The organism is Fusibacter paucivorans, from assembly GCF_018390735.1.
Lineage (GTDB): Bacteria > Bacillota > Clostridia > Peptostreptococcales > Acidaminobacteraceae > Fusibacter > Fusibacter paucivorans.
Genome location: NZ_JAHBCL010000029.1, coordinates 1 through 24,101 on the forward strand (window position 1 = coordinate 1; position 24,101 = coordinate 24,101).

Genomic DNA, 24,101 nt, shown 5'->3' on the forward strand with positions numbered 1-24,101 from the left:
CCATGATTATTGGGCTGCAGTAACACTGCAGCCACTACACGCATTTTTTGAGGCAAGATAAGCGAGCTAGCTACGGCAAGAGTTATGAGCTAGGCAATGACAGAACTAGAAATCAGAAACAGGTACCCAAAAGGGGGATCTAGCTGTCATTGCTGAGCATAACGGTCAAAGAGCAGGCGCTGTGTTTATTCGCCACTGGTATAAAGATAACAAAATGCGTGGCTATATTGCGGATGATATCCCCATTTTAGTGATTGGCGTCGTACCGCCTTACAGGAGAAGAAGTATTGCTAGCGGCCTTTTAAAAGCGATTAAAACGACTGCAATAGATAATGGCATCTCAAAAATAAGCCTATGCGTTACAAAAAACAATATCGCTTATCCGCTCTATGTAAAAAACAATTTCGAAATCGCGGAAGATCTAGGCGATTCCTATAATATGCTCTGGAAAGCTTAAAAGACAACAACAGTCATCAAACATATCCCGAAGCCGAACTGGCAATCAACACGATCACTTCAAAAGAAGATCGTTATCTCACAGAAAAAACAGTTATTACACGATATAAGCACGAAGAATTCAACGTTTTAGAAGATTCTCAACATCTTCGAAAAATGCTTGGGGTCTATTAAATTATATCTATTAAAGCTAAATCGTATCTTACAAAGACAGTAACAGGAGGTACTCAGCGTGGGAATAAAATCATCTATAATCTGCTTGCACTTATTGTCAATCATAAATTTTTTACCGATTTTTGCTCTAAAATACCTTGGCTATTCCAAATTAATATTGCTAATCGGCGGGATCTATTCACTCATATTATTTATAGCGGTTCAAGTCATCATCCGAGGGTTAAAAAAAGAAAAGTATTGGTCATGGGTTGCCGGTATCATCATCCTAGCACTGCATTTAAACAGTCTATATATCATTATTTGTGTTATCGGCTTAATTGGCATGTTCAATAAAGAGACTAGGGCCTTATATAGTCACTAGCCCAAAATTCAGTTCAAATATCCGTTAAGAATGGCGTATCTATGCAGACGGCTAAAATAATCATCATAACATTATTGTATCTCATTGAAGGGTTCATACTGATTAAATGTTTTAGCTTTAGGTTGAATGAACCAAAGAAAAGCTATCATTTCTAAAGGGGTTGCTTGTTTGCATTGTGGTGGAACTAATGTCATTAAACATGGAAATATTGATAGTCTTTGAAATATTGTGAAATATTATTATTGAAAGTTGGTGAGGATTTGGAAAAGACGAAAAGTTCCAGAAGGAGAATTCTTAGATTAGTCATTACAATAGCGGTTATTGGGTTTGTTTTATTATGGTTTTCAGATTTTCTACCTCAAAGAGTTGCTGAAGTTGTTGCTTCAGGCTATATGAGTAAACAAGAAGATGGGAATGAATATGATTTAATTGGGGTGGATTACTCTAATGCTCACGATTGTTACATGGTATACTTTGAAGATGAAAGCGGTGCAAGACAAAGGAATATTGGCATATATTGGAGATACTTTCCTTTTAATGTATACTTTGATTCCGACTACCCAGGCTAAAAGAGAATGATAGATTCTCTTTTTTTATTTATGAACAGCACTAAAATCTAGCAGAACCTATCTTTTAAAGTAATTCAATTTTAAAATCCTCGACGGACGCCCACGATCGTTGACAATTCGTTCACCGACAATATTGCAGTAGCCATGTCGCTCTAGCTTCTCAATCACTCTGCTCAAAGTACGATAATTGACAGCACATTTATTGGATAGCTCTGCAACTGTAAACGTATCTAAGCCGTTTTTCTTTGACTTGCTATAAATATTATAAAGAATTTTAGAGCTAACACCTGTTTCATTAGAAATTTCATCTAGAATTTTATCGATGTTTTCATTGCTGGGAGCGGGTAGTGCGCTAGATGACATTTTTTGAATATGCTTTTCACTATAGACAATATATGCCGCATTACCGCCTGCTTTAATGGAGACATTCATACCGTGTATCGCATTATACTTGGCCTTGTTTGCAGTAGAGCCATAGCCAATACCGGCACTGATCGTATAAAAAGTCTTTTTCTCAACTTTTTGAATCAGTTCAAACTTATTAAAATGATCGGTCTCAAGTTCCAGCATCTTTCGCGTTGTAAACACCAAGAACTCTTTATTGGATATCTCAATAACTGCCGCTTCAATTTTTGCAGCAAATAAGTAGATTAATTCTGTGATTTTCATTTTATTGAGAATAAATTCATATTCATCTTGAGCCATAACAGAATATGAACTTAAATTATCAATTGCAATTGAGATGGCAACAATCTGACTATTTTGATTTTCTTTAATTAAATACGTCAGTTTTAACTGTGTGAATGCAGATAGTATGACGCTGTTTGTCAATTTGCTGCGTATACAGGGGATCCCCATATCACGCAGCTTGTTATAAACGTTAGTAATACCTGTAATACAGAAAATTCTGCTATTTAAATAATAATTTTGCAAATGAAAATTGATAACCTGTTCCTCATAATCATCATCAAGTAATCTTAGATCGGCAACGAGTATGGAATGCTGACTATCATTTAAATTAGCGATTTCGATAGCCTCATTAACAACGTCCTGATAGTAGGTATCAATGCTTAGGTTTTCAATGATTTTCTTATCCCGCAAAGTGAGTTCTAAAAACGTTCCCATTAGTGAACTTATTTCTCTGGGACAATAATGCCAAGGTACCAATGGTTGTATATTGTCCATTGCATAGGCATAGGGGATTTTGCCGACAAACATAATCGCATCCATATTGAGTTGGTCTTTTTCGAGAATTGAAAGCGTTTCTTTATAATTTTCATAAATTAAATCAAAGAATACGATATTTTCTTCTTTTTGACTTTCAAGAACTTTATGCGTATTTTCAACGATATCTCTTGGTCCTAAAATTCCAACTTTCATATCCTGACCCCCAAATCTTATATGTATCACATACTATCATGTCAACTTGAGTCTATAAAATTTAATCAATCCGAAACAAGCCTTATTCAGGCTCATTTCGGATTGATTTTTAGTGTTCTTAATCATTAATAATATAGTTCATATCCTGCAATTTGTCAAAACATGTCTTAAAATCCTATAAAGCGACTTAAAATCCTATGATGACGCCAATAATAACTGCAAGCATTGAAATACCTACCCATATACCGATTAATGGCATAATAAATTTTAACCATTTATCATATGGTACTTTTGCAAGGCCGATAAAGCCCATAAGTGTACCAGATGTTGGAATAATCAAGTTTGATACACCATCGCCGTATTTGTATGCCGAAATAATAACTTGCTTCGATAAGCCGATGACATCACCTAATGGTGCTAAGATCGGCATAACCACAGCAGCTTGTCCACTGCCTGACGGTACAAATAGGTTGAATATGAGGTTAAAGAAAAACATAAATACTGCCGAGAACATCGTAGAAATATGCGAAAGCGGCAATGAACAATAGTAGATAATTGTGTAAATGACATTACCTTGTGTTAATACGACTGAAATTGCCGTTGCAAATCCAATAAGAATCGCTGAGAATACAGCCATTTTACAGCCATCAACAAATTCTTTACTCATATCTTCAGGAGACATTTTGCCAATCACGCCACTGACAATCGCTAAGATGATAAAAATTGTGTTGAGGTGAGCGATACCAAAACCAAGGTTTAATGCACCATAGATGTAAATGCCTAAGAAGATAAAAATCAGAGCTAAGATAACTTTATGTCTGAAATTAAATTCTGTTTTGTTGCCTTCGTGAATTTCGACAGCCCAATCATAATCAGCAGTCCCAAGTGCCGATAGTGATGGGTCTTTCATAACTTTCTTTGCATATCGCATTAAATAGAGTATTGCACTCACTAAAAGCAAAAGAAAGACAATGGTTCGATAGGCGATACCTGACAACAACGGTACGCCGGCAATGGTTTGTGCGACGACAACTGTAAAAGGATCCATCCCCGATCCTATGAAACCTGAATAAGTTGCCAAGTACATCATCGACAAACCGACAATGGGGTCAAGCTTTAATTTTCTGGCAATGACGAGACCAATCGGTATAAAAACAATGGTCTGGTTAACGACAATGCCAAGATAGCCTAAAACAGACATCAATGCCATAATAACAGGAATAAGCAAAAGAACACGCTCCTGTAGCTTTGCTGCCATTGAATCAACAACTGCCTCAATAGAACCAGTTGCGTTGATTACACTGAAAGCCCCAGAGAGTAAAAATACCGAAAAAATAATTGAAGACCCTTTTGTTAAGCCAGCCGTAATCGCCATAATTGCATCAAAGAAATTAACCGGTGTCCTCTCAATAAAATGGAAAGTACCCGCTGTAACAAGTGTTTTTCCCGTCGCCTCGTCCAGATACGTATCATACGTCCCCGCAGGCAAAATGTACGTTAGCACTGCTGCTATTAGAATAATGTAAATAAGCAGTACATACGTTCCTGGCAGTTTAAAACGCTTTTTCTTCTTCATAGTTTCAACTGACATTACTAATCCTCCTTAGATATCCATATAGCCCCCATTCAGCTATAAGCATTTTAATGTTTAACGTTTAACATTAAATTTAACATTATGATAATGTAAAATATCTGACATTAATATGACAATATATTGTCAATTAGTAAATACAGGGTGTATTTATTGTCACTTTAATGCCGTTTTATTGCCTGTTTATTTATATTATTCTGAAAAAAAATGATGAGATCGCAAAAGCAGATTAATGGAGGCAAGTTAATGATAAAAAATATTATTGAAAACATAGAACATAGGACAAACGACACCATTTCACTCTTAGAAAAACTCGTTAATATTGATTCTGGATACGATAATCCGGAAGGCATTCATGAAGTCGCTCATATCGTAGGCGATAAATTAACCGCATTTGGATTTGATGTTGAGTATATTACGGATCCGGGTTTGTCTACACATGTCCTGGCAAAACGAAAAGGGAAGAGCAATAAAAATATAATGATCATTGGTCATATGGATACAGTCTTTTCAAAGGGAACTGCTGAAAAACGTCCTTTTAAAATCATTGACGACAAAGCATATGGCCCGGGTGTATTGGATATGAAAAGCGGATTGGTCATCGCTTTATCAGCTCTACAAGCACTTTCAGATATCAATTGGCAGGAACACAATCTGACCGTACTCTTTTGCGGCGACGAAGAAGTTGGGCATCATAACGACAAAGCTTCAAAACTATTTATGAAAGAAGCAAAGGGAAAAGATGCTGTTTTCAACATGGAAACGGGATCAGATGACGGTGCTGTCGTCGTCGGCCGAAAAGGTGCCATCTATCCTGAAATTCATATTCAAGGAAAATCGACACATGCCGGCAAAGATCCACAGAAAGGTGCGTCTGCCGTCTTGGAATTAGCGAATAAAACAGTTGATCTGCACGCTTTAACGGATTATGAAGCGGGCATCACTTACAACGTCGGCGTTGTTGAAGGCGGCACGGTGCCAAATGCCATCGCAGGCAATGCAAAAGCGCGATTGGACATCCGTGTTACAACCGTTGAACAAATTGAAATTGCTTTAAATCAACTGCGAACCGTTGCAGATAAACAATATGTAAAAGGGACGACAACCAGCATTTCAAACGATCACGTTAGATTTATGCCAATGGAAAAGACAGAACAAACCATGAAGCTTTTTCAAGTCGTACAGGATCAAGGCAAACAGTTGGGGATTGAACCGGAAATACAACCGATTACTGTCGGCGGCGGCTCTGATTCCTGCTGGACTGTTATGGCAGGTGCACCTACCGTATGTGCTATGGGCGCAAGAGGAGAACTTAATCACGGTGAACATGAATACATTCACTTATTTAGTCTTGATGAACGCGCAAAATTACTCGCATGTACCATTACTGCATTATAGTTACTACAATAGGCATTGTATTATAAGCAGTTAATCATCAGCAAAAGCAATAGACATGCGTAATGCAAAAGGAGAGACGTATGATGGTGGATACAATACACTTAAGAAAAACTTGGGCAGAAATCGATATCGCAAAATTAATTAAAAATATAGAAGAAGTTAAACGCTTGACACATCCCGGTGCGCTCATCACAGCTGTCGTCAAAGCAAATGGCTATGGACATGGCGCAACAAAGGTGGCAAAGATATTTTTAGATCATGGAGCCGATCGTTTAGCAGTCGCCATTCTCGATGAGGCGATTGAGCTTCGAAAAGCCGGTTATTCAGTGCCGATTTTAATCCTTGGGTTTACACCGATTGAACAATTAGATGAAGTGGTTCAATACGATCTCGAGCAAACGATCTTTTCCTTTGAATCTGCTCAGTTGCTTTCCAATCTGGCTGTCGTCCAAAAAAAGCAAGTGAAAATCCATTTAAAAGTTGATACGGGGATGGGCAGAATTGGTTTTGAGCCAAGTGAAAATACCATCGAGACAATTAAGCGCATTGCTGCGTTGCCAAATATCATTATCGAAGGGATCTTTACACATTTTGCAATTGCAGATAGTACGGATAAATCATATACAAACGCACAATTTAAGTTATTCGAACAATTCTTTCATCAATTAAATGATCAAGGGATTCAAATTCCGATAAAACACTGTGCCAATAGTGCTGCAATCATTGATTTACCTGAATATCATCTCGATATGGTTCGCGCGGGGATCATGCTCTATAGTGTAACCCCGACGAAAGATATGTTGAGGGAAACCTACTTAGAACAGGTTATGACGCTTAAAACTAAAATCGCACATATTAAAACAGTTGAACCTGGTGAAAGCATCAGCTACGGTCGTACATTTACTGCACACCGCAAAACCCGTATTGCAACACTGCCAATCGGTTATGCTGACGGCTACCCAAGAGGACTTTCAAATAAGGGGAGCGTATTAGTAAAAGGGATGAAAGCACCCATTGTCGGGCGAATTTGCATGGATCAATGCATGATTGACGTGACAGACATTGATGATGTCCACGTCGATGAAGAAGTCGTCTTATTTGGTCAGCAAGGTGAAAGTTTTATTGCAATTGACGAACTCGCGGTGACACTGGGGACGATTAATCATGAGATCATCTGTGGAATCAACCGACGCATTCCCAGACTTTATATCAAAGACGGCGAAGTCGTCGATGCACTGAATTATTTGCTTTAATTAATACAAATCAGTACAGCTCAATACAGCAAATGATTGGCTTTAGATGCCTTAAAGCATATTTTAAAATGATTACCAATTGATAAGATAGCAATAGAATAAAGGACAATCTAAAGAGTAGAAAATGGAAAAAGACCTAAAAAAGTTACAGAAAATGCTAACTTTTTAAAGGTCTTTTTTAACTTCAATTTAGGCTTCAATTTTAAATTTCAATTTTATGCTTCAATTTTGAGCTTCAATTTTTATAAACTTCAATTTTAAATACATTTGTGATTAGTTTAGGATCAATTTAGGATCAATTTCAAATAAATTTGAGAATAACTTAATCATTTAATTAATTTAGCGATCATCTTCTTCACTGTTATTTTCGTCGTTAAACTCATCCAAGAGTTCATACTGATTGATAACATCACGTTTTGCATTGCGGCGATGAGCCGAATAGAGCTGCGTCGTCGTCACATTTTCATGATCCAGCAGGTTCTGTACATCATAGATTGAAAACCCGTACTGAATCAGCGAAGACGCAGCGGTGGCACGCAGTTTATGCGGACTGTATCCCTTATCTCGCGGCACCTGCATAGCAATGGATGTGTATTTTTTAACGAGATCGCGTATCGCGCGTACCGTCATACGTTTGCCTTGGAGCGATAAAAACAGGGCATCATCATTATTTTGAGGTGCTGAACGCTCCAGATGTATATACTCATCAATCACTTTGATAGCTGACTGATTTAACGGCATCGTCGTTTCTTTGCCGCGTTTTCTAAAAATCCTGAATTCACCTCTGGCATAATTAAAAGAACTGATATTCAGCTGCTGAAGCTCACTCACGCGTAGACCATAGGTCGTAAAGAGAATTAAAATCGCCTTATCACGGCGTTTTGTCTTCTCCCAGTACTGTTTTTCCTTATCGGTGAGCTTTTCACCGGTTTCGACAGCTTTCAGCATCATGGCAACTTCTTCAATCTCAAGTCGTTTAATCGCATCAGGCTGTGGCTTAGGCATTTTTATCGGATTAAAACCTTCGGTAATATTGGTTGTTAACAGCTCGTTGCGATAGAGAAATTTAAAGAGCACGCTTAGTGAGGAACGTTTCCTTGCCAGCGCCCGCGTATTGTTTTCGATAATATAATCGGCATTTTCTGTCTCGACTATATAACGCGTACAATAATCACCCAAGAAAATATTAATATCCTTGGCTGTCAGCTGATAAAACGCGTCTGCCTCAATCTGAGCCATCTCTTCATAATGTTCAAATTTTGGATGGTGTTCAATGAGATATTGGCAAAAAAACTGTAGATCACTGAGGTATGCCAAACGACTGTTAATCGCAATGGCATTCTTCAAATACAGAAAATAATCGGTGAGAAAGTAGGGCAATCGCTTTTCAATGGCCATACATTGATTGAGCGTTTCATTGCGCTTAATCAAAATATTATCCGGCACATCTGATTTATTATATAGTTTCTGAATAGGCTTTTTATTTTTTGCAGCCGTGTCTGAAACAATTTTCTTACGTGCCATTCGAGAACCTCCAATAAAATAATTTGAATAATTGCTAGGAAATAAAAAGAAATAATTAATCAAGTGCATTGCAACGACAATGACTTGGGCATTAAGTAGCAATGGATAGCTATATAAAAGCCGGATCGAGTATGGTCGTAACGCCAACGCAACTATTCTTTAAATGTATATTTAGGGAATAGTTGATAGCTTTTCTTTAGTATACTTGATTTTAATCGCTTTGTAAACCGTTAATTATTAAATGAAAATCATGAACCTACAAACCACCCTTAGCTCAACACAAAAAAGCATTTCAACATCCTTTATACGCTCAACATTTCGTTTCACATTTCAAAGATGTAAAATGCTTTTTCATCATTATAAATCATAAATCACAAATTATTCTTTAATCATTACCAAATCATCACGCCTAACAATCTCCGTCAGTTCCGGTACATGGTCGTAATAGATTGTCTCATGTTGATATGTAAATACAGCACTCGTCACTGGCCACCAATTGAGATCAGGCTGTAATACATTATATATAAGTGTACGTTCAGTTGAACCGCCACCAGATGATCCTTGGAAATATCGATTAAGCCAGCCGCGGTATTGATCATCGTTTTCCGCGTTTGGCAATTCTTCTAAATTTATATAAGCACAGTAACCATCTGTTTCAGAATCGCTTTCCAGTTTTTCCAATTGAATTGGTAAATAGTCAAATATTTCAGCACTCATACGTTGTATGACATCATTCAACATATTTTCGGCATCATTTGCCGTTATGTCTGACATCCCAGATGCATTTAACAGCGTTTCGTTATTTATAAAGTAAAGCATTTGAGGGTTCCACATATCATCAAAAGCATACAAGTGAATGTATTTGCCGCTATCGATGCCTTCTGCTGCCATAATCGCCATTTGATCTGCAAGAATGGTTTGATAATGAGTCACTTTGTCACTCTGCGCTTCTGCAATGGCTTCATACAACTTCAACTGCTGGTTTTCAGCTTGCTGTGTTGATTGAATCGCATCTATTTGTGATTTCAACGCCGTTAATTGAGATAACAGCTGCTGATTTTCTGTTGTTAAACGACTAGACGAAAAACTGCCATACCAAATTGTACCGATTATAATGATGATGAGCCCGATCATTACAATATGCTCTTTTTTCAAGGCTATCCCCTCCTATATCCTACCTATATCAACTAATTGATTAATACTTCATAATTATTGTACCTAATTATTTACTTAATTATTGTACCTAATTATTATTGTATTTAAAAAAAGTATCTGAAAATCAAATCAAAACGGCCGAATCGTAAACGCCGTCAAGCAAATTGGCAATAATGACATCCGGCATTTTTTCACCAAAATAAGCCAAGAAGCTCAATCTAAAAATGAGTGCAATTGCGTCTTTTTCAATCTCGTTTAATGGGCGCACTTGTTCATAAGCACTGATAAAATCATTCAAATAAGCAAAACCGCTTTCCCATTGAAATGGCTTACCATTGACAATATACGTATTGAGAATTGCTGTTTGTACCAATTCATTGACGTACTTTTCACGTCCCATTAAGTTAAAATCAACAATGCCGACTACGTTTTCCTCAGCATCAAATGCTAAATTGTATTGCCCAAAGTCACCGTGGACAATCCCTTCAGGCAAAAGTGCCCAAATGCCTCTAAGTTTATTCCGTACAGCATGGTAGCGATTGAGATGTTCCGGCAACCGTTCTGTCAAACGTTCAATTTTTCTGGACACTGCATCGTAATCATACAGCGTATTCGTAAGATTGCTGCCAAATATTCGCCACTGAGAACCACTCTTCATCTGGCACTCAAAAGCTTCAGACCATTTATGGATATTGCCGAGCATCACTCCGATTCCATGCAGTTTCAAATCAGAAAATGCCGTCTTTCTAAACATACTGCATTTCGCTTCAATCGTCAATGGATACCCCGCCAACATGCAAAAGGGTTCACCCTCTATTGTCAATCGATACGGCATCGTCTGAATACCTTTTGCCTCTAAGAATTCTTTAAAGAGCTGCTGTTGCCAAAGGCGATTAGCATCGACAAAATGATCATGATGAATTTTTACAATATATGAATCACCTGTTGCCGTCGTCATACTGTAAACTTCATTATACCCCTCTTCGCATTTTAAACATTCAAACATCACACCTTCTAAATGATATGCATTTTGAATAACGGATTCCAGTGCTTTCATCAATGTGCAGTTCTCCTTCGATTGCAAAAAAAATACCCGTTAAAGGGTATTTTAATTTAGTTTTTCATCCATCCAAACCTTGAGCTCATCTTCAGATCTGAAAATATGAAATTCTCTTTCCGTGAGCTTTCCAATTGCTTCAATCGCCATTTTTTGCAATAAATTTGCACGGTAAAAGGCAGATAATGAAATGAATGGCTTATGTTTCGTCGACATCGCTTCAAAGAGGCGCGTAACCTTACGATCAAACATCACATTTTCAATATTCGTGATGACAACGATGTTATCTTCGCCACTATTTACAATTTCATGATGTGTCGCATCGAAAGCATCCATCAAAGCATCTTGGTCAAGGTTGGAAAAATCGACTTTTAGGACATTGTAGCCCTTTCCAGTTTCCCATTTCAATCTTTCCATAAGCGTCTCCTACTTTTTTATTCCCCAAAGTAAAGATCCCCTAATTTTATTATACCCAAAATGACCTTCAATAATCAACGCGCCATCAGCCTCTAACAATTGAGCCATTCGTACGAAAGCTATTCAGCATTTTGTCCTATATTACGAATCAAACATTGCGCATTTCAAACATTTCGCATTCTATTGTATCTTTATGTCGCGATATGAGCCAGACACCAATCTCACGAAACGCATAGCATCATACGCATGTATTACATTTTAACAAAACGATCAATCTCAGCAATCGTCTTTTCAACATGTTCTTCCTGTATCATGTGTGTACTATTTTCAAACGTTACAATTTCAACTGGTGCCGAAGCATTGGCCTTGATGAATTCAGCTGTCTTAATCGAATAAAGCGGATTATCAGGCAAGAAATATGAAACAGGTACAGTAATCGCCTTAATATCCTCGCGATAATCATTGTACATCATGGAATTCCAGAAACAAATCAATGCCTGATGGTCATTCACGCCCACTAAGCCCGGTGCAACCAGTTCTTTCAATTCTTCCGGCAGTGCGCCAAAATCAGGCAATACAAGCTTCCAGAAACGCCACATGAAATCACTTAGGGACATGCTCATCAGTTCCATGTCGCTTAAATAATCACTCATTTTATAAGCACCACACAGCAAACCGGCATCCCAATCACCTTCATTAACAAGTTTTGGACTCATGTCCATCAACACGACCTTTTTAAGTCGATCACAACCAAATTGTTTCACATAGCTGTAAATGGTTGCAGCACCCATTGAGTGTCCAATGAGTACGACTTTCTCAAGCCCCAAGTAATCCAGCAGCGCATTAAGATCTCTCCCCAATTGATCAATCGTAAAACCGCCTTTTGGTGCAGATGAAGCGCCATGTCCTCTATGATCATAACTAATACATTGATATTGTTTTCTCAGTTCTTTAACAACTGGTGCAAAAGTCTTTGTTGAACAAGACCAACCATGGATAAACACCAAAGGGTCACCTGCTCCTACGACCTCATAATAAAGTTTCGTAAAATCTTCCGTTGCAAAATATGCCATGATACATCTCCTTTCCATTCAATCAAGCTTTTCATGTCGCCTATTGCGTTCGTTGAATAGGAAATATCATGATCCGGATTATATGTGAGTCAATTAACCGTTGCCATCACACACATGATGCTTCCTTTATCTTTATCATATATCAGAAGCTGCACGAATACTAATATCTATTATACTTGCGATTGATAACCTTGAGTTATGGATTAATGCCTACTATAATAAGAATATATGACAATCATAAAAGCATGTGCTGCCACGCCGGTCACCGGTCGTGCATGTTCGCGAAAAATTGATGCGAAAGCACTCGGTACATGAGCATTGACAGCTGCATCACACCATAGAAACTATAAGGGAGGTTATCACCATGGATATCCGCGAGATGAAATATATTAAGGAAATTCAATTAACCGGTCATTTTACCAAGGCAGCAGAAAACCTATATATCTCTCAACCCGCACTCAGCAAGGCCGTCAAAAGAATTGAAGCAAATCTAGGTATTAAGCTCTTCCAAAAATCCGGGGTCAAAAATGTATTAACGCTTCAAGGTGAAGCACTTATTAAAATGATTGATCCCGTTCTTGAAGCTTATCACCAGTTTGAAAAATCAGTCAAGTCGATCCAGACAAACCATGCCTTTGTCAATTTTGGCTTTACCCCTTATTACTGCACACCTTTCACCACGATGTTCCTATACGCATTTAAAGAAGCATTTCCAGAAATCGTCGTCAATGTCGTTGAAGCATCTCAGAACATCCTAGCACAGAAAATACTCAATGGTGAAATTGACGTCACCATGACCGAAGCGATTATGCCATCACCAGGCATTGATGTCTATTCGGGTTTTCAAGATGACGTCGCCATCGCAATCGGCGAAAAAAATGCGTATTATGATCGTGAAAGTGTTACTTTTGAGGAGTTAAAAGGTCAAACATTTAATATGATTACCAACAGCCAAATTCTTTACAATCAAATTATGAAAGGCTGCTTAAAAGCCGGGTATTCACCCAGCATCGGTTATCAAAGTTCTCAAATTGGATTACTTCTTCAAAGAACCTGCACCGAGGACGGTATTTGCATCTTTAACCGACCAATGATCTACGATAACATCTCAGCCAATCCAGCTTTTAAAGCACTTCGCATCGTCGGTATCGACCCGCCTCCTCAGTGTTTCTGCTATGTATCTTATCGCAAAGATGCCAATATCACACGTGAACTCGGTGCTTTTCTGGCGCACATTACCACAGCGCTTACTGAGGACACAAAAACGCGCATTCTTTAAACATTTAAAAAAATGCGCGCTTTCGTCAACGATGCATCAATACGCCATACGGCATCGTCGCTTTATTTTGATTTCTGTTAATTGAGTGCCCTTTTCACGCATCTCAATTATAATGTTCTGCTTTAAATCCAAGCATATGCGTCAGACGATCCTGCTTAATAATCCAGCTGAAAATCGGCACGCCAGCAAGCGTAATGACGACGAATTCGCCTACAGCAACCATTACCGTCCAGAACCAAAATGATTCCGGCGCACCAAACACCACTGTAATCTCAAACGCAATGATAAAGCTAAAAATAGCCGGCCATAAACTCGCGACAATTAATCCTTTTAAGTTGTATCCAAGCACTTGCCGCGTCTTATAAATCATCAACAATGCGACAAGTGAAGAAAAAGAGCCGAACACCGCATCAATAATGCCATAGGGGCCCATTAAGTTCGCCATAAAGCAGCCGAGTACCAGACCGGGAATATAGAGCGGATCAATAAAAGCCAGCAGCACCATCACTTCAGATACTCTAAACTGAACCGCTTCATAACTTAAAAAATAAAATGCAAAAGTAATGACGACGTAGAGCGCTGCAACCAGCGCTGTTTTTACGAGAAAATGCGTGTTACGCTTCATGAGAATTGCCTCCTACACCAAAATCAGTATTATGCCAAAGTATTTCGATATTCGCTAATTTTTCAAGCGCACCATACGTATTGTGAAACCATTCGATCAAATCTTTATCCGCCTTTATAGGCGTTGAATTATTTTGGAAGATATTGATACACCCATACTTAAAATTTTTTAATAGGATCTCAATATCGCGATGAATCATCGCTTTTGTCTGCCCTTGAATACCAACCAACAGACAAATACTTTCAAAATGTGATGCCACTTCGCTGGGCGCATTAAAATAGACACCCTTTTTTAGCACCTTATTCCGAAAATCATCATCGAATGTCTCAATACCCGTTTTAAAGACAATGGGTACTGTAAAACGCTTTCGAAACGCTTCCAGTTCATGCTTGTACTGATAATGCGCTTCAAAATACAGTTTTTCAATGGCTTTTTCTGTTACGATGGCTTGGATGTCTGATAGTGTTTCATTTGGCAATTCCATGCAACTGCCCGAATTAATAATTTCCAGTTGACGATGTATACCTGTTACACGCTTTATAACCTTTTTGTTCATACGAATGTTCTCTTGCACATTGACATCATTATCACTGATGTAATCACAAAAAGAACAAAGCCCCCAATGACATGGTCTGCTTTTCAACAGCAGCATTTCACGGGGGTTTTTCATCTCAATAACACTATAACGTTCTATTGACAAATTAATCAACCCCTTGTTTTTTTAGTGGGTACCAAGGAAACACTATACAGACAGACAAAATTATACCATAAAACGCAATAAAGTAAAGCATTAAATGACTTCAATATTTGATTATACTTGTAATATCCAAAATGATAAACAGCTGTCTGACATCATACGTTCGCTTTGCGGTTACAATTGTCTTCTTGTCATACATGCGTTTTGAGCACCTTTTTTCTTGTCTGATGTCTTAACAAAGATATTTTTACAAAACGGCAGAGAATGATATTGCTATACGCGCAGCGTTACCTTTTGATTTAATGCATCGGCATGCTTTTCACGAACCGGTGCAACAAAATGTTCAATAAAATAGTCCACTTGTTCAGGGCATCTGCCAATATAGGTTACTGGTGTCATGAGCTCTGATAGATCATCTTTTGTCAGATTGAATATGGGATCATCGACAATGCGATCAATAAGGTCGTTTTCCAAGCCCTCTACTTTAACTTTTGCACCAGCATCCATTGAGTGTACACGAATAGCTTCATGAAGTGCCTGACGATCGCCGCCCTTTTTGACTGCTTCCATAATGATATTCTCTGTCATCATAAACGGCAATTCTGCCATAATATGACGTTCAATCATTTTTTCATAAACTACCATGCCCGTTGTCACATTATTGGCGATATCTAAGCATGCATCAATAGCCAAAAACCCTTCAGGAATGGCAAGTCGTTTATTCGCACTGTCATCCAGCGTTCGTTCAAACCATTGCGTTGAAGCAACTAATTGTGGACTGCTGCTCAATGAGATGACATATTTGGCAAGTGATGATATACGTTCACTGCGCATTGGATTACGCTTATAAGCCATTGCCGATGATCCAATTTGACTCTTTTCAAAAGGCTCTTCAATTTCCTTTAAATTTTGAAGCAACCGCAAATCATTCGTCATTTTATGGAGCGATGCAGCGACTCCGGCTAATACACCGAGCGCTTTTGCATCGATTTTCCGCGTATAAGTCTGACCGGTAACTGGAAACGACGCCTCAAATCCCATCTTTGACGCCACCATTTGATCGAGTGTTTCAACCTTATGGTGATCGCCGTCAAAGAGGTTTAAATAAGAAGCCTGGGTACCTGTTGTGCCCTTGGTACCTCTGAGCTTAAGTTGTGATATTAAAATAGAAACATCTTCATAATCCAACAGCAATTCCTGTATCCAAAGGGTTGCACGCTTACCGACAGTAGTCAATTGAGCTGCTTGAAAATGTGTAAATCCAAGTGTAGGCAGTGCTTTATACGTATCAGCAAAATGCGCAAGCTTATCAATTAATATCGCGATCTTCTTCTGAATAACATAAAGCGCTTCTCTCATGACGATGATATCCGTATTATCCCCTACAAAGGCGCTGGTTGCACCAAGATGAATAATTGGCATCGCCTTTGGGCACTGTTCACCAAAAGTATGAACGTGAGCCATAACATCGTGGCGAAGCTTTGCTTCAAATTCAGCGGCTCTTTTAAAATCAATCTTGTCGACATTCGCCTTCATCTCTTCAATTTGTTCATCAGTAATATTTAAACCCAGCGCTTGTTCGGACTCTGCTAAAGCAATCCATAATTGACGCCAGGTTGAAAATTTTTTCTGGGGTGAAAAAATATGCAGCATTTCTTGACTAGCATAACGCTCAATAAGCGGGTTTTGGTAATTATCCATGATATATTCCTCCATATTATTCGTATTATAACGAACATTTATTTCATTAATTAAAGATAATATAGCGCCAAAACTATTATAATATATATTGTTTTTAAGTTCAACAATGTTAACCTATTCAGTCATAAAAAAAGACAGTAAACGTTTCGACTAACTTGCGTTCCAACTAACTTGATGGTAATCGATTCGTACAATGCGTTATAAATGCGTTATAAATGCGTTATAAATTCGAACAATGCATCGTAATAATTTGATACAAAAAAATAAAGGGGCTGATTATGCCAGCCCTCTACTTGGTATCACGTTTTAACGATTATATCACAAATCTCATTCATTTAAACTTAGAGAAAAAATCATTCAGATGTTAATCACTGTCATCCAATTGTTAATCATTATCTCTAAAATTCTAATCATTATCTTTTAGCCATGGATTACAGTCTATTAGATTATTATCTTGGTTGAATGATTAGCTTAATCGCAGTCCGTTCTTCGCCATCAATGATAATATCGGCAAAAGCCGGTACACAGACTAAATCAATGCCCGACGGTGAAACAAAGCCTCTTGCTATTGCAATTGCCTTAATCGCCTGGTTAATTGCACCTGCCCCTACTGCTTGAATCTCTGCACTGCCATGTTCGCGAATGACGCCGGCAAGTGCTCCAGCAACGGAATTTGGATTAGATTTTGACGAAACTTTTAATACTTCCATCTCTACATGCCTCCTTCATTATCTCTTACTGTTCCTTTTACCATAAGTTCTATTGCAGTTCTTCCCCTTGCCACTTTTCTATCCAGAAGCAGGTGTCTTACGAATTGCCGCATGACGGATCAGCTGCATTTTAGTATTATTATGATGTCCTCTCCTTCACACACCAATGTAGATTATGTAACATAGATACCCTAGGTTTTTTTTTATAAACATTAATCATAAAAGGCTCTATTGCATCTTTAAATAGCGTGAAAATAAACCGCCAAGCTCCCGAGAGCGCAAACGATACCTTTTAATGGTAGCAGCATCGTTTTAAAAACTTTCCGTAAAATTAAAAAGAAGAATCCATTTCTGAATTCTTCTTGCATCCATGATTGTTTTATTCTATAACATTATTTAGCATAATCTGTAACTCTGGATTCTCGGATGATATGCACCTTGATTTGTCCAGGGTAATCGAGATCTGCTTCAATTTTCTTGCTTATTTCTCTTGCTAACAAGAACATACTATCATCATCAACTTTTTCAGGTAAGACAACAACCCTAACTTCTCTCCCTGCTTGAATCGCAAACGATTTCTCTACACCCTCATAGCCATTCGCAATACTTTCAAGTGCTTCCAACCTCTTAATATATGTGTCTAAGGTTTCGCGTCTTGCACCTGGTCTTGCTGCGGACAACGCGTCTGCTGCAGTAACAAGAATTGCTTCAATACTTTCAGGTTCATAATCGCCGTGATGTGTGCTCATTGCATGAATAACGGTTTTTGACTCACGATACTTTCTTAAAATTTGCATACCAAGTTCGATATGCGTCCCCTCGAGATCATGGTCAACGGCTTTGCCGATATCATGTAATAACCCCGCTCGTTTAGCCACTTTCACATCAGCACCCAATTCAGATGCCATCAACCCGGCCAAATGTGCCACTTCTATAGCATGTTTTAAAACATTTTGTCCATAACTCGTTCTGAATCTTAATCGGCCCAAAAGCTTGATGAGTTCTGGATGTAAATTGTGAATACCAACATCAAAGGTTGCATTTTCGCCCTCTGTCTTAATGATCTGATCGACTTCTTTACGAGATTTTTCAACCATTTCTTCAATACGAGCCGGATGAATTCTACCATCGATAATCAATTTTTCAAGTGCTAATCTTGCAATTTCTCTTCGAATTGGATCAAATGAGGACAAAATAACTGCTTCTGGTGTATCATCAATGATGAGATCGACACCTGTTAATGTCTCGAGCGCTCTAATATTACGACCCTCTCGACCGATAATACGACCTTTCATTTCATCATTTGGTAAATTAACCAGAGATACTGTACTTTCTGCTACGTAGTCAGCAGCGCACTTCTGAATTGCATAGGCTAATATATCCTTTGCCTTCTTGTTCGCTTCTTCCTTCGCTTTGCTCTCAATGTCTTTAATGAGAACGACAGAATCATGTTTGACTTCTTTTTCAACGTCTGCCAATAATTGAGCTTTCGCTTCGTCAACTGTTAGACCTGATATACGCTCTAATTCACTAACTTGCTTACCGTATAGTTCTTCAATTTCAGTTTGCTTATTTTCAACAAGCTTAATCTTATGATTTAATTTGTCTTCCTTGGATTCCAAGTTTGCTGATTTTTTATCCAACAATTCTTCTTTTTGAAGATTTCTACGTTCCAGTTTTTGAATTTCTACGCGTCGATCCTTTGTTTCTTTATCAATCTCTTTGCGAATTTGCAATGCTTCTTCTTTCGCTTCGAGAATCTTTTCTTTTTTAACGGATTCCGCTGACTTACTTGCCTCAGCTATGATCTCCTTCGCTTTGAATTCAGCACTGAGAATTTCCTTCTCTGCTGTACTCTTACGGAAGACATACCCAATGCCAAAGCCAACCGCAGAAAAAGCAACGCCAATCGCTATCGCTATTATGACTGGTACGTTTATATCGTTCACCTCCTTGCGTAAATGATAAGACCAGTAAAACTGGTCTCTTATGAATAATACAAAGCATATATTATCGATACACTTATAGGATAATTTTATAATTTTTTTGAGTAACTGTCAAGATACGACACACACGATGACGTCTATTTCACTGAGTTTCACGAATTTCTTATGCATTTTCCGTTTCTTGTTTTTGACCGTCGCCCGATAAACCGTAAAATGTTCTCACTGCTGCGTCGATCTCTTTGCAGATATCTGGATTTTGTGAAAGGTATTCTTTTGCATTTTCACGTCCCTGTCCGATCTTATTACCTTCATAGCTGTACCACGATCCGGATTTTTTAACGATCTCTGCATTGGTTGCCGCATCTAGGATACTGCCGTTTTTTGAAATGCCTTCGCCATACATAATGTCAAATTCTGCTTGTTTAAACGGTGGCGCTACTTTATTTTTTACCACTTTCACGCGTGTTCTGTTGCCAATAATTTCAGCATCTTTCTTAATAGAATCAATTCTGCGAACATCTAAGCGGACAGAGGCATAAAATTTTAAGGCATTACCACCTGTCGTCGTTTCAGGATTACCAAACATAACACCGATTTTCATTCGAAGCTGGTTGATAAAGATAACTGTACACTGTGATTTATTAATAATCCCCGTTAGTTTTCGAAGCGCCTGTGACATCAGGCGAGCCTGAAGTCCCATGTGTGAGTCGCCCATTTCTCCAGAAATTTCTGCCTTTGGCACCAATGCTGCAACTGAGTCGACAACAACGATATCAATGGCACCACTTCGTACCAATGCATCGACAATTTCCAGCGCTTGTTCCCCGGTATCCGGCTGAGAGACAATCAGTTCATCAATATCAACGCCAATTTTTTTCGCATATGACGGATCCAGTGCGTGTTCAGCATCAATAAACGCTGCTACGCCGCCGCACTTTTGCGCTTCTGCAATCATGTGAAGTGTTACCGTCGTCTTACCGGAAGATTCAGGACCGTAAATTTCGACAATACGGCCTTTGGGAATGCCGCCAACACCTAGTGCAATATCTAAATCCAGTGAACCCGTCGGAATACTTTCAATGTTAATCTTTGCAGACTCATCCCCCAACTTCATAATAGAACCCTTACCAAATTGCTTTTCTATTTGTCCAAGAACACTGTCAAGTGCTTTTTGCTTATCACTCATCTCTTCACCGCCTCATTGTATTTGAACAGACGCATTAGAACGTTTGTTCTGTTTTATTATAACATAACTTGCATAGGATGCAAAGCAATTTCACAAATAATTGTTATATTTTTACATTTTATTTTTGGACCAACCGTCATTATGCCACTGCCGTAAAAAATGCACCAAACCATGAATCATTCAAGTATGGAGCATCTTTAACAGCAAATGGTTTACATAATTATATTACGTAAACCATTTGTCAGAAATGGAAATTTAATCCCTTCTAGTACCTCACTTTATGCTTCCTTCACAAGATCATAAATTAATTTTAACGTCGTGTTCATGGCACGTTGGCGGATCATACTGCGATTGCCTCTAAATCTATTTTCCAGTGTGTAAGTTTGCCCATTGTAACTAATACCAATATAGACAAGGCCGACTGGTTTTTCATCCGTGCCGCCATCCGGCCCTGCAATCCCCGTAATTGAAACACAGAGATCGGCATCGGTACGCTCTTTAAGCCCTTTGACCATTTCCAGGCACGTTTCATGACTAACGGCACCAAAGCGTTTTAATGTTTCTTCTGAGACTTTTAAGTCTTCTATTTTCGCTTCGTTGCTGTAGGTAACATAACCGCGGTTGACAACATTTGAGGCCCCCGGCACTTTTATCAACGCATCTGCAAGTTTACCGCCGGTACACGATTCTGCAAAGGCAATCGTTTGATTTAATGCACGCATGCGATTGACAATCACATCATTGATATCTTCACCGCTTTCAGAAACGATGAATTCACCGATTCTCTCTTTGATGGTTTCAACCATATCGCGAACGGCTTTTTGAGCGTAGGTCTCATCTTTATTAAAGGAAGTAACACGTACCAGCACCTTGCCCTCACCCGCATAAGTTGCTATCGTCGGATCCGTTTGACGGTCTATGAGGTCTAATAATCGATCTTCAGTCGAAGATTCACCTAAGTCGTAAACACTTAGGTAGGCAGAGTGCATTTTCATTTGATTTCTTGTTAAAAGATCATTGATCATATGACGGTTAAAAATGTGCTTCATTTCTCGCGGCGGCCCCGGCAGCACATAGACGATTTTATCGCGAGACGGCACCTCGACAATACACGCCGGTGCGGTTCCCTCGTCATTGTCTAAAATGATCGCTCCTTTTGGAAAATAAGCTTGTCGAACATTACTGTCAGTCATCTTGCGATTATAGAGTTTGAAACGTTCCCGAATACGCTGCATACTGCGTTCATCATAAATCATTTCGAGACCAAGCGCCTCGGCGACCACTTCTTTTGTTATATCATCCTGCGTCGGCCCAAGGCCGCCTGTGGTAAAAACGATATCGCACTCATTCAATAGCTGATTTAAAAGCACCTTCATACGTTCGCGGTTATCACCTACGGTCATATGATAATAGACGCTAATGCCCATATGGTTTAATTGCTCACTTAAAAAAGTCGCATTTGTATTAACGGTTTGCCCCATGAGCAATTCTGTGCCGACGGCTAAAATGCCTGCAATCATATACTGCCTCCTAGTTTTTCAAAAAAATATCGTCAAATGGCGTATTGTTAAATGATGCAATTTCTTTAATATCATTAGAAATCATTTGACAAATCGGCGCTGTTGTCAAAAACGGTTAACATAAATATTTTATGTTAACCGCCGCGTTTACTTAAGGACTTGTTTGTTTTTAATAATGTAATCTGCTCCTGAAATAATCGTTAGCGCCGTTGCAATCCAAATAAATATTTGATCCATCGGCAATCCAATCAATGAAAAAGGATAGTTGTTGAGGAGCATGATAATAATCATGATCATTTGAGAAATCGTCTTGCTTTTTCCCCACCAGCTAGCAGCAATTACAATGCCCTCTGATGCGGCAATCGCCCTAAAAATACTGACGATAAACTCCCTTGCAATGATAATCATAACGATCCACGAACTCAAACTGCCGAGTTCGACAAATCCCAAAAGTGCCGACGTGACTAAAAGCTTATCCGCAAGCGGATCCATAAATTTCCCAAAATTCGTAATGAGGTTCATGCTGCGTGCCAAATACCCATCTAAAAAATCTGTAAAAGACGCAATGCAGAACAGCACGAGTGCAATGGTCAGCTGGGATTTCAGCAAAAAGTACATAAAGAATGGAATCATGATAACGCGTAACAGCGTCAGTTTATTGGCAATGTTCATCAGCGATCACTCCTATTAAATCGTATTCTAAGGCATCTGTGATATAGACCTTTACAAAACTGCCCATGGCAAGCGGCAATGTTGTATGAATATAGACGACGCCATCGATCTCAGGAGAATCATATGCACTTCTCCCTACTAATATCTTACCTTCTTCTGCAATTTCTTCAACCACAACTTCAAAAGTTTTACCTATTTTTGATAAACTTAACTGTTCAGATATGACCATCTGCTTCGCCATCAGCCTGTCTTTTCGATCTTCTTTAACTGCCTCATCCACTTGATCCGGCAAACGATATGCAGCGGTGCCCTCCTCATTGGAATACGTAAACGCGCCAAGACGATCGAATTTTGTCGCGGAGACGAAGTCCAGCAGCGTCTTAAAGTCTTCCTCTGTTTCTCCTGGAAAACCGACGATAATCGTCGTACGAATCACAGCATTTTCATCTCGTCCTCTAATTTTTTCAATAAGCGTCATCAACGCTTCAAGCGATGTGCGGCGATTCATGCGCTTTAGTACCGCATTGCTGGCGTGTTGAATCGGTATATCAAAGTAATTGACGACTTTTTCGTTCTTGAAGAAGCCCTCGAGTAATCGATCATCCAATATATCCGGATAGGAATACTGCACCCTTATCCATTTTAATGATTCAATTGCATTTAATTTTGTCAGCAGTTCATCAAGTTTCGATTCGCCGTATAAATCGACGCCGTAACGGCTCGTATCTTGTGCAATCAATATAATCTCACGTACACCATAACTGACAAAATCTTCAACTTCACTGACGATATCTGCTATTTCGCGAGAACGGTATTTACCGCGAAGCTGCGGAATAATGCAATAGGTACATCGGTTGTCGCAACCTTCTGCAATTTTAATATAGGCATAGTGAGACGGAGAGGTCAGAATTCGGGGCAAGTTCTCAGGGATCGTCAAATCGACGCTTTCAATAAACACACGTTGATCCGTGCCGTCCTCAAGCGCTTTGACCACCTCTAAAATCTTGTAAAAGTTGCCCGTGCCAACAATTGCATCAACTGCCGGTATCTCAGAGAGCAATGCCTCGGGAAACCGCTGCGACAAACAACCGGTGACAATGAGTTTTTCACAGATGCCAGCGGTTTTTAAAGATGCAAATGCCAAGATCGTTTCCACCGATTCATCTTGTGCATCGTGTATAAACGAGCAAGTATTCACAATGATGATCTCCGCCTCTTCCGGTGTCTCTGCCAAAAGATAAGCATCGTCTAAAATGCCCAGCATGGTTTCTGTGTCTACTTGATTCTTGGAACACCCCAGCGTCTCTATATAAATCTTTTTCATTTATGCCTCTTTCTTTATTGATCATTTCATGCA

The 24,101-nt window shown here is 38.9% G+C and carries 21 protein-coding genes; 5 read left to right on the forward strand and 16 right to left on the reverse strand.

All coding sequences use genetic code 11. The annotated features are described in order from the left end of the window. The first annotated feature begins 148 nt into the window (after positions 1 to 148). On the forward strand, positions 149 to 457 hold the full coding sequence (locus tag KHM83_RS14930; protein ID WP_343213163.1) for a GNAT family N-acetyltransferase: 309 nt from the start codon (positions 149 to 151) through the stop codon (positions 455 to 457). 794 nt (positions 458 to 1,251) lie between these two features. After that, entirely contained in the window at positions 1,252 to 1,560 is a 309-nt protein-coding gene (locus KHM83_RS14935) for a hypothetical protein (RefSeq protein ID WP_213237840.1), read from the forward strand. Positions 1,561 to 1,617: 57 nt separating this feature from the next. Here the strand turns inward: KHM83_RS14935 and KHM83_RS14940 are convergent, their stop codons facing one another. Both KHM83_RS14940 and KHM83_RS14945 read right to left on the reverse strand, forming a co-directional pair. Then, positions 1,618 to 2,940 (reverse strand): GGDEF domain-containing protein, encoded by a 1,323-nt coding sequence (locus tag KHM83_RS14940; RefSeq protein WP_213237841.1) that lies wholly within the window; start codon positions 2,938 to 2,940, stop codon positions 1,618 to 1,620. A 187-nt stretch (positions 2,941 to 3,127) separates the two neighbouring features. Then, positions 3,128 to 4,531 (reverse strand): YfcC family protein, encoded by a 1,404-nt coding sequence (locus KHM83_RS14945; protein ID WP_213237842.1) that lies wholly within the window; start codon positions 4,529 to 4,531, stop codon positions 3,128 to 3,130. Between the two features lie 246 nt (positions 4,532 to 4,777). On the opposite strand from KHM83_RS14945, the gene KHM83_RS14950 reads away from it, so the two are divergent. After that, entirely contained in the window at positions 4,778 to 5,929 is a 1,152-nt protein-coding gene (locus KHM83_RS14950; RefSeq protein ID WP_213237843.1) for a M20 family metallopeptidase, read from the forward strand. 80 nt (positions 5,930 to 6,009) lie between these two features. Next, the gene (alr, locus tag KHM83_RS14955; RefSeq protein WP_213237844.1) at positions 6,010 to 7,182 is read left to right on the forward strand and encodes an alanine racemase; all 1,173 of its coding nucleotides are present in this window, start codon (positions 6,010 to 6,012) and stop codon (positions 7,180 to 7,182) included. Between the two features lie 339 nt (positions 7,183 to 7,521). Here the strand turns inward: alr and KHM83_RS14960 are convergent, their stop codons facing one another. The 5 genes from KHM83_RS14960 to KHM83_RS14980 form a co-directional block, all read right to left on the reverse strand. Continuing rightward, the gene (locus KHM83_RS14960; RefSeq protein WP_213237845.1) at positions 7,522 to 8,706 is read right to left on the reverse strand and encodes a tyrosine-type recombinase/integrase; all 1,185 of its coding nucleotides are present in this window, start codon (positions 8,704 to 8,706) and stop codon (positions 7,522 to 7,524) included. A gap of 378 nt (positions 8,707 to 9,084) precedes the next feature. Then, positions 9,085 to 9,861 (reverse strand): hypothetical protein, encoded by a 777-nt coding sequence (locus KHM83_RS14965; protein ID WP_213237846.1) that lies wholly within the window; start codon positions 9,859 to 9,861, stop codon positions 9,085 to 9,087. A 124-nt stretch (positions 9,862 to 9,985) separates the two neighbouring features. Further along, positions 9,986 to 10,918, reverse strand: coding sequence for a phosphotransferase enzyme family protein (locus KHM83_RS14970; protein ID WP_246543139.1), 933 nt, complete (start codon positions 10,916 to 10,918; stop codon positions 9,986 to 9,988). A gap of 51 nt (positions 10,919 to 10,969) precedes the next feature. After that, entirely contained in the window at positions 10,970 to 11,335 is a 366-nt protein-coding gene (locus KHM83_RS14975; RefSeq protein WP_213237848.1) for a hypothetical protein, read from the reverse strand. Between the two features lie 251 nt (positions 11,336 to 11,586). Continuing rightward, positions 11,587 to 12,408, reverse strand: coding sequence for an alpha/beta fold hydrolase (locus KHM83_RS14980; RefSeq protein WP_213237849.1), 822 nt, complete (start codon positions 12,406 to 12,408; stop codon positions 11,587 to 11,589). Between the two features lie 364 nt (positions 12,409 to 12,772). Here KHM83_RS14980 and KHM83_RS14985 point away from each other — a divergent pair, with 364 nt between their 5' ends. After that, positions 12,773 to 13,687, forward strand: a complete 915-nt coding sequence (locus KHM83_RS14985; RefSeq protein ID WP_213237850.1) for a LysR family transcriptional regulator — start codon at positions 12,773 to 12,775, stop codon at positions 13,685 to 13,687. Positions 13,688 to 13,790: 103 nt separating this feature from the next. On the opposite strand, the gene KHM83_RS14990 is transcribed toward KHM83_RS14985, so the two are convergent. The 9 genes from KHM83_RS14990 to rimO form a co-directional block, all read right to left on the reverse strand. Next, positions 13,791 to 14,312, reverse strand: coding sequence for a QueT transporter family protein (locus tag KHM83_RS14990; RefSeq protein ID WP_213237851.1), 522 nt, complete (start codon positions 14,310 to 14,312; stop codon positions 13,791 to 13,793). Further along, a complete protein-coding gene (locus KHM83_RS14995) occupies positions 14,302 to 15,006 on the reverse strand; it encodes a radical SAM protein (RefSeq protein ID WP_213237886.1) in 705 nt (234 codons plus the stop codon). Before KHM83_RS14995 ends, KHM83_RS14990 begins: the two co-directional genes overlap by 11 nt. Positions 15,007 to 15,282: 276 nt before the next feature. Next, positions 15,283 to 16,710 (reverse strand): adenylosuccinate lyase, encoded by a 1,428-nt coding sequence (gene purB, locus KHM83_RS15000; protein ID WP_246543137.1) that lies wholly within the window; start codon positions 16,708 to 16,710, stop codon positions 15,283 to 15,285. 449 nt (positions 16,711 to 17,159) lie between these two features. Further along, positions 17,160 to 17,420 (reverse strand): stage V sporulation protein S, encoded by a 261-nt coding sequence (locus KHM83_RS15005; protein ID WP_213237852.1) that lies wholly within the window; start codon positions 17,418 to 17,420, stop codon positions 17,160 to 17,162. A gap of 392 nt (positions 17,421 to 17,812) precedes the next feature. Beyond that, entirely contained in the window at positions 17,813 to 19,360 is a 1,548-nt protein-coding gene (rny, locus tag KHM83_RS15010) for a ribonuclease Y (protein ID WP_213237888.1), read from the reverse strand. A gap of 169 nt (positions 19,361 to 19,529) precedes the next feature. Further along, positions 19,530 to 20,552 carry a recombinase RecA gene (recA, locus tag KHM83_RS15015; protein ID WP_213237853.1) on the reverse strand — a complete coding sequence of 341 codons (1,023 nt, stop codon included), beginning with the start codon at positions 20,550 to 20,552 and terminating at the stop codon, positions 19,530 to 19,532. A gap of 278 nt (positions 20,553 to 20,830) precedes the next feature. Beyond that, positions 20,831 to 22,072 (reverse strand): competence/damage-inducible protein A, encoded by a 1,242-nt coding sequence (locus KHM83_RS15020; protein WP_213237854.1) that lies wholly within the window; start codon positions 22,070 to 22,072, stop codon positions 20,831 to 20,833. Positions 22,073 to 22,219: 147 nt separating this feature from the next. Further along, positions 22,220 to 22,744 carry a CDP-diacylglycerol--glycerol-3-phosphate 3-phosphatidyltransferase gene (pgsA, locus tag KHM83_RS15025; protein WP_213237855.1) on the reverse strand — a complete coding sequence of 175 codons (525 nt, stop codon included), beginning with the start codon at positions 22,742 to 22,744 and terminating at the stop codon, positions 22,220 to 22,222. Then, positions 22,728 to 24,068, reverse strand: coding sequence for a 30S ribosomal protein S12 methylthiotransferase RimO (rimO, locus tag KHM83_RS15030; protein ID WP_213237856.1), 1,341 nt, complete (start codon positions 24,066 to 24,068; stop codon positions 22,728 to 22,730). The genes pgsA and rimO overlap by 17 nt, the downstream gene beginning before the upstream one ends. Positions 24,069 to 24,101 lie beyond the last annotated feature (33 nt).

What these genes read in the sequence shown, in the direction of transcription:
- KHM83_RS14960 (WP_213237845.1), bottom strand. Translation starts at nt 8,706, where the DNA reads ATGGCACGTAAGAAAATTGTTTCAGACACGGCTGCAAAAAATAAAAAG.
- KHM83_RS14945 (WP_213237842.1), bottom strand. Translation starts at nt 4,531, where the DNA reads ATGTCAGTTGAAACTATGAAGAAGAAAAAGCGTTTTAAACTGCCAGGA.
- KHM83_RS14950 (WP_213237843.1), top strand. Translation starts at nt 4,778, where the DNA reads ATGATAAAAAATATTATTGAAAACATAGAACATAGGACAAACGACACC.
- KHM83_RS14970 (WP_246543139.1), bottom strand. Translation starts at nt 10,918, where the DNA reads ATGAAAGCACTGGAATCCGTTATTCAAAATGCATATCATTTAGAAGGT.
- KHM83_RS14980 (WP_213237849.1), bottom strand. Translation starts at nt 12,408, where the DNA reads ATGGCATATTTTGCAACGGAAGATTTTACGAAACTTTATTATGAGGTC.
- KHM83_RS14940 (WP_213237841.1), bottom strand. Translation starts at nt 2,940, where the DNA reads ATGAAAGTTGGAATTTTAGGACCAAGAGATATCGTTGAAAATACGCAT.
- alr (WP_213237844.1), top strand. Translation starts at nt 6,010, where the DNA reads ATGATGGTGGATACAATACACTTAAGAAAAACTTGGGCAGAAATCGAT.
- pgsA (WP_213237855.1), bottom strand. Translation starts at nt 22,744, where the DNA reads ATGAACATTGCCAATAAACTGACGCTGTTACGCGTTATCATGATTCCA.
- purB (WP_246543137.1), bottom strand. Translation starts at nt 16,710, where the DNA reads ATGGATAATTACCAAAACCCGCTTATTGAGCGTTATGCTAGTCAAGAA.
- recA (WP_213237853.1), bottom strand. Translation starts at nt 20,552, where the DNA reads ATGAGTGATAAGCAAAAAGCACTTGACAGTGTTCTTGGACAAATAGAA.
- KHM83_RS14985 (WP_213237850.1), top strand. Translation starts at nt 12,773, where the DNA reads ATGGATATCCGCGAGATGAAATATATTAAGGAAATTCAATTAACCGGT.
- KHM83_RS15005 (WP_213237852.1), bottom strand. Translation starts at nt 17,420, where the DNA reads ATGGAAGTATTAAAAGTTTCGTCAAAATCTAATCCAAATTCCGTTGCT.
- KHM83_RS14990 (WP_213237851.1), bottom strand. Translation starts at nt 14,312, where the DNA reads ATGAAGCGTAACACGCATTTTCTCGTAAAAACAGCGCTGGTTGCAGCG.
- KHM83_RS14975 (WP_213237848.1), bottom strand. Translation starts at nt 11,335, where the DNA reads ATGGAAAGATTGAAATGGGAAACTGGAAAGGGCTACAATGTCCTAAAA.
- rimO (WP_213237856.1), bottom strand. Translation starts at nt 24,068, where the DNA reads ATGAAAAAGATTTATATAGAGACGCTGGGGTGTTCCAAGAATCAAGTA.
- KHM83_RS15020 (WP_213237854.1), bottom strand. Translation starts at nt 22,072, where the DNA reads ATGATTGCAGGCATTTTAGCCGTCGGCACAGAATTGCTCATGGGGCAA.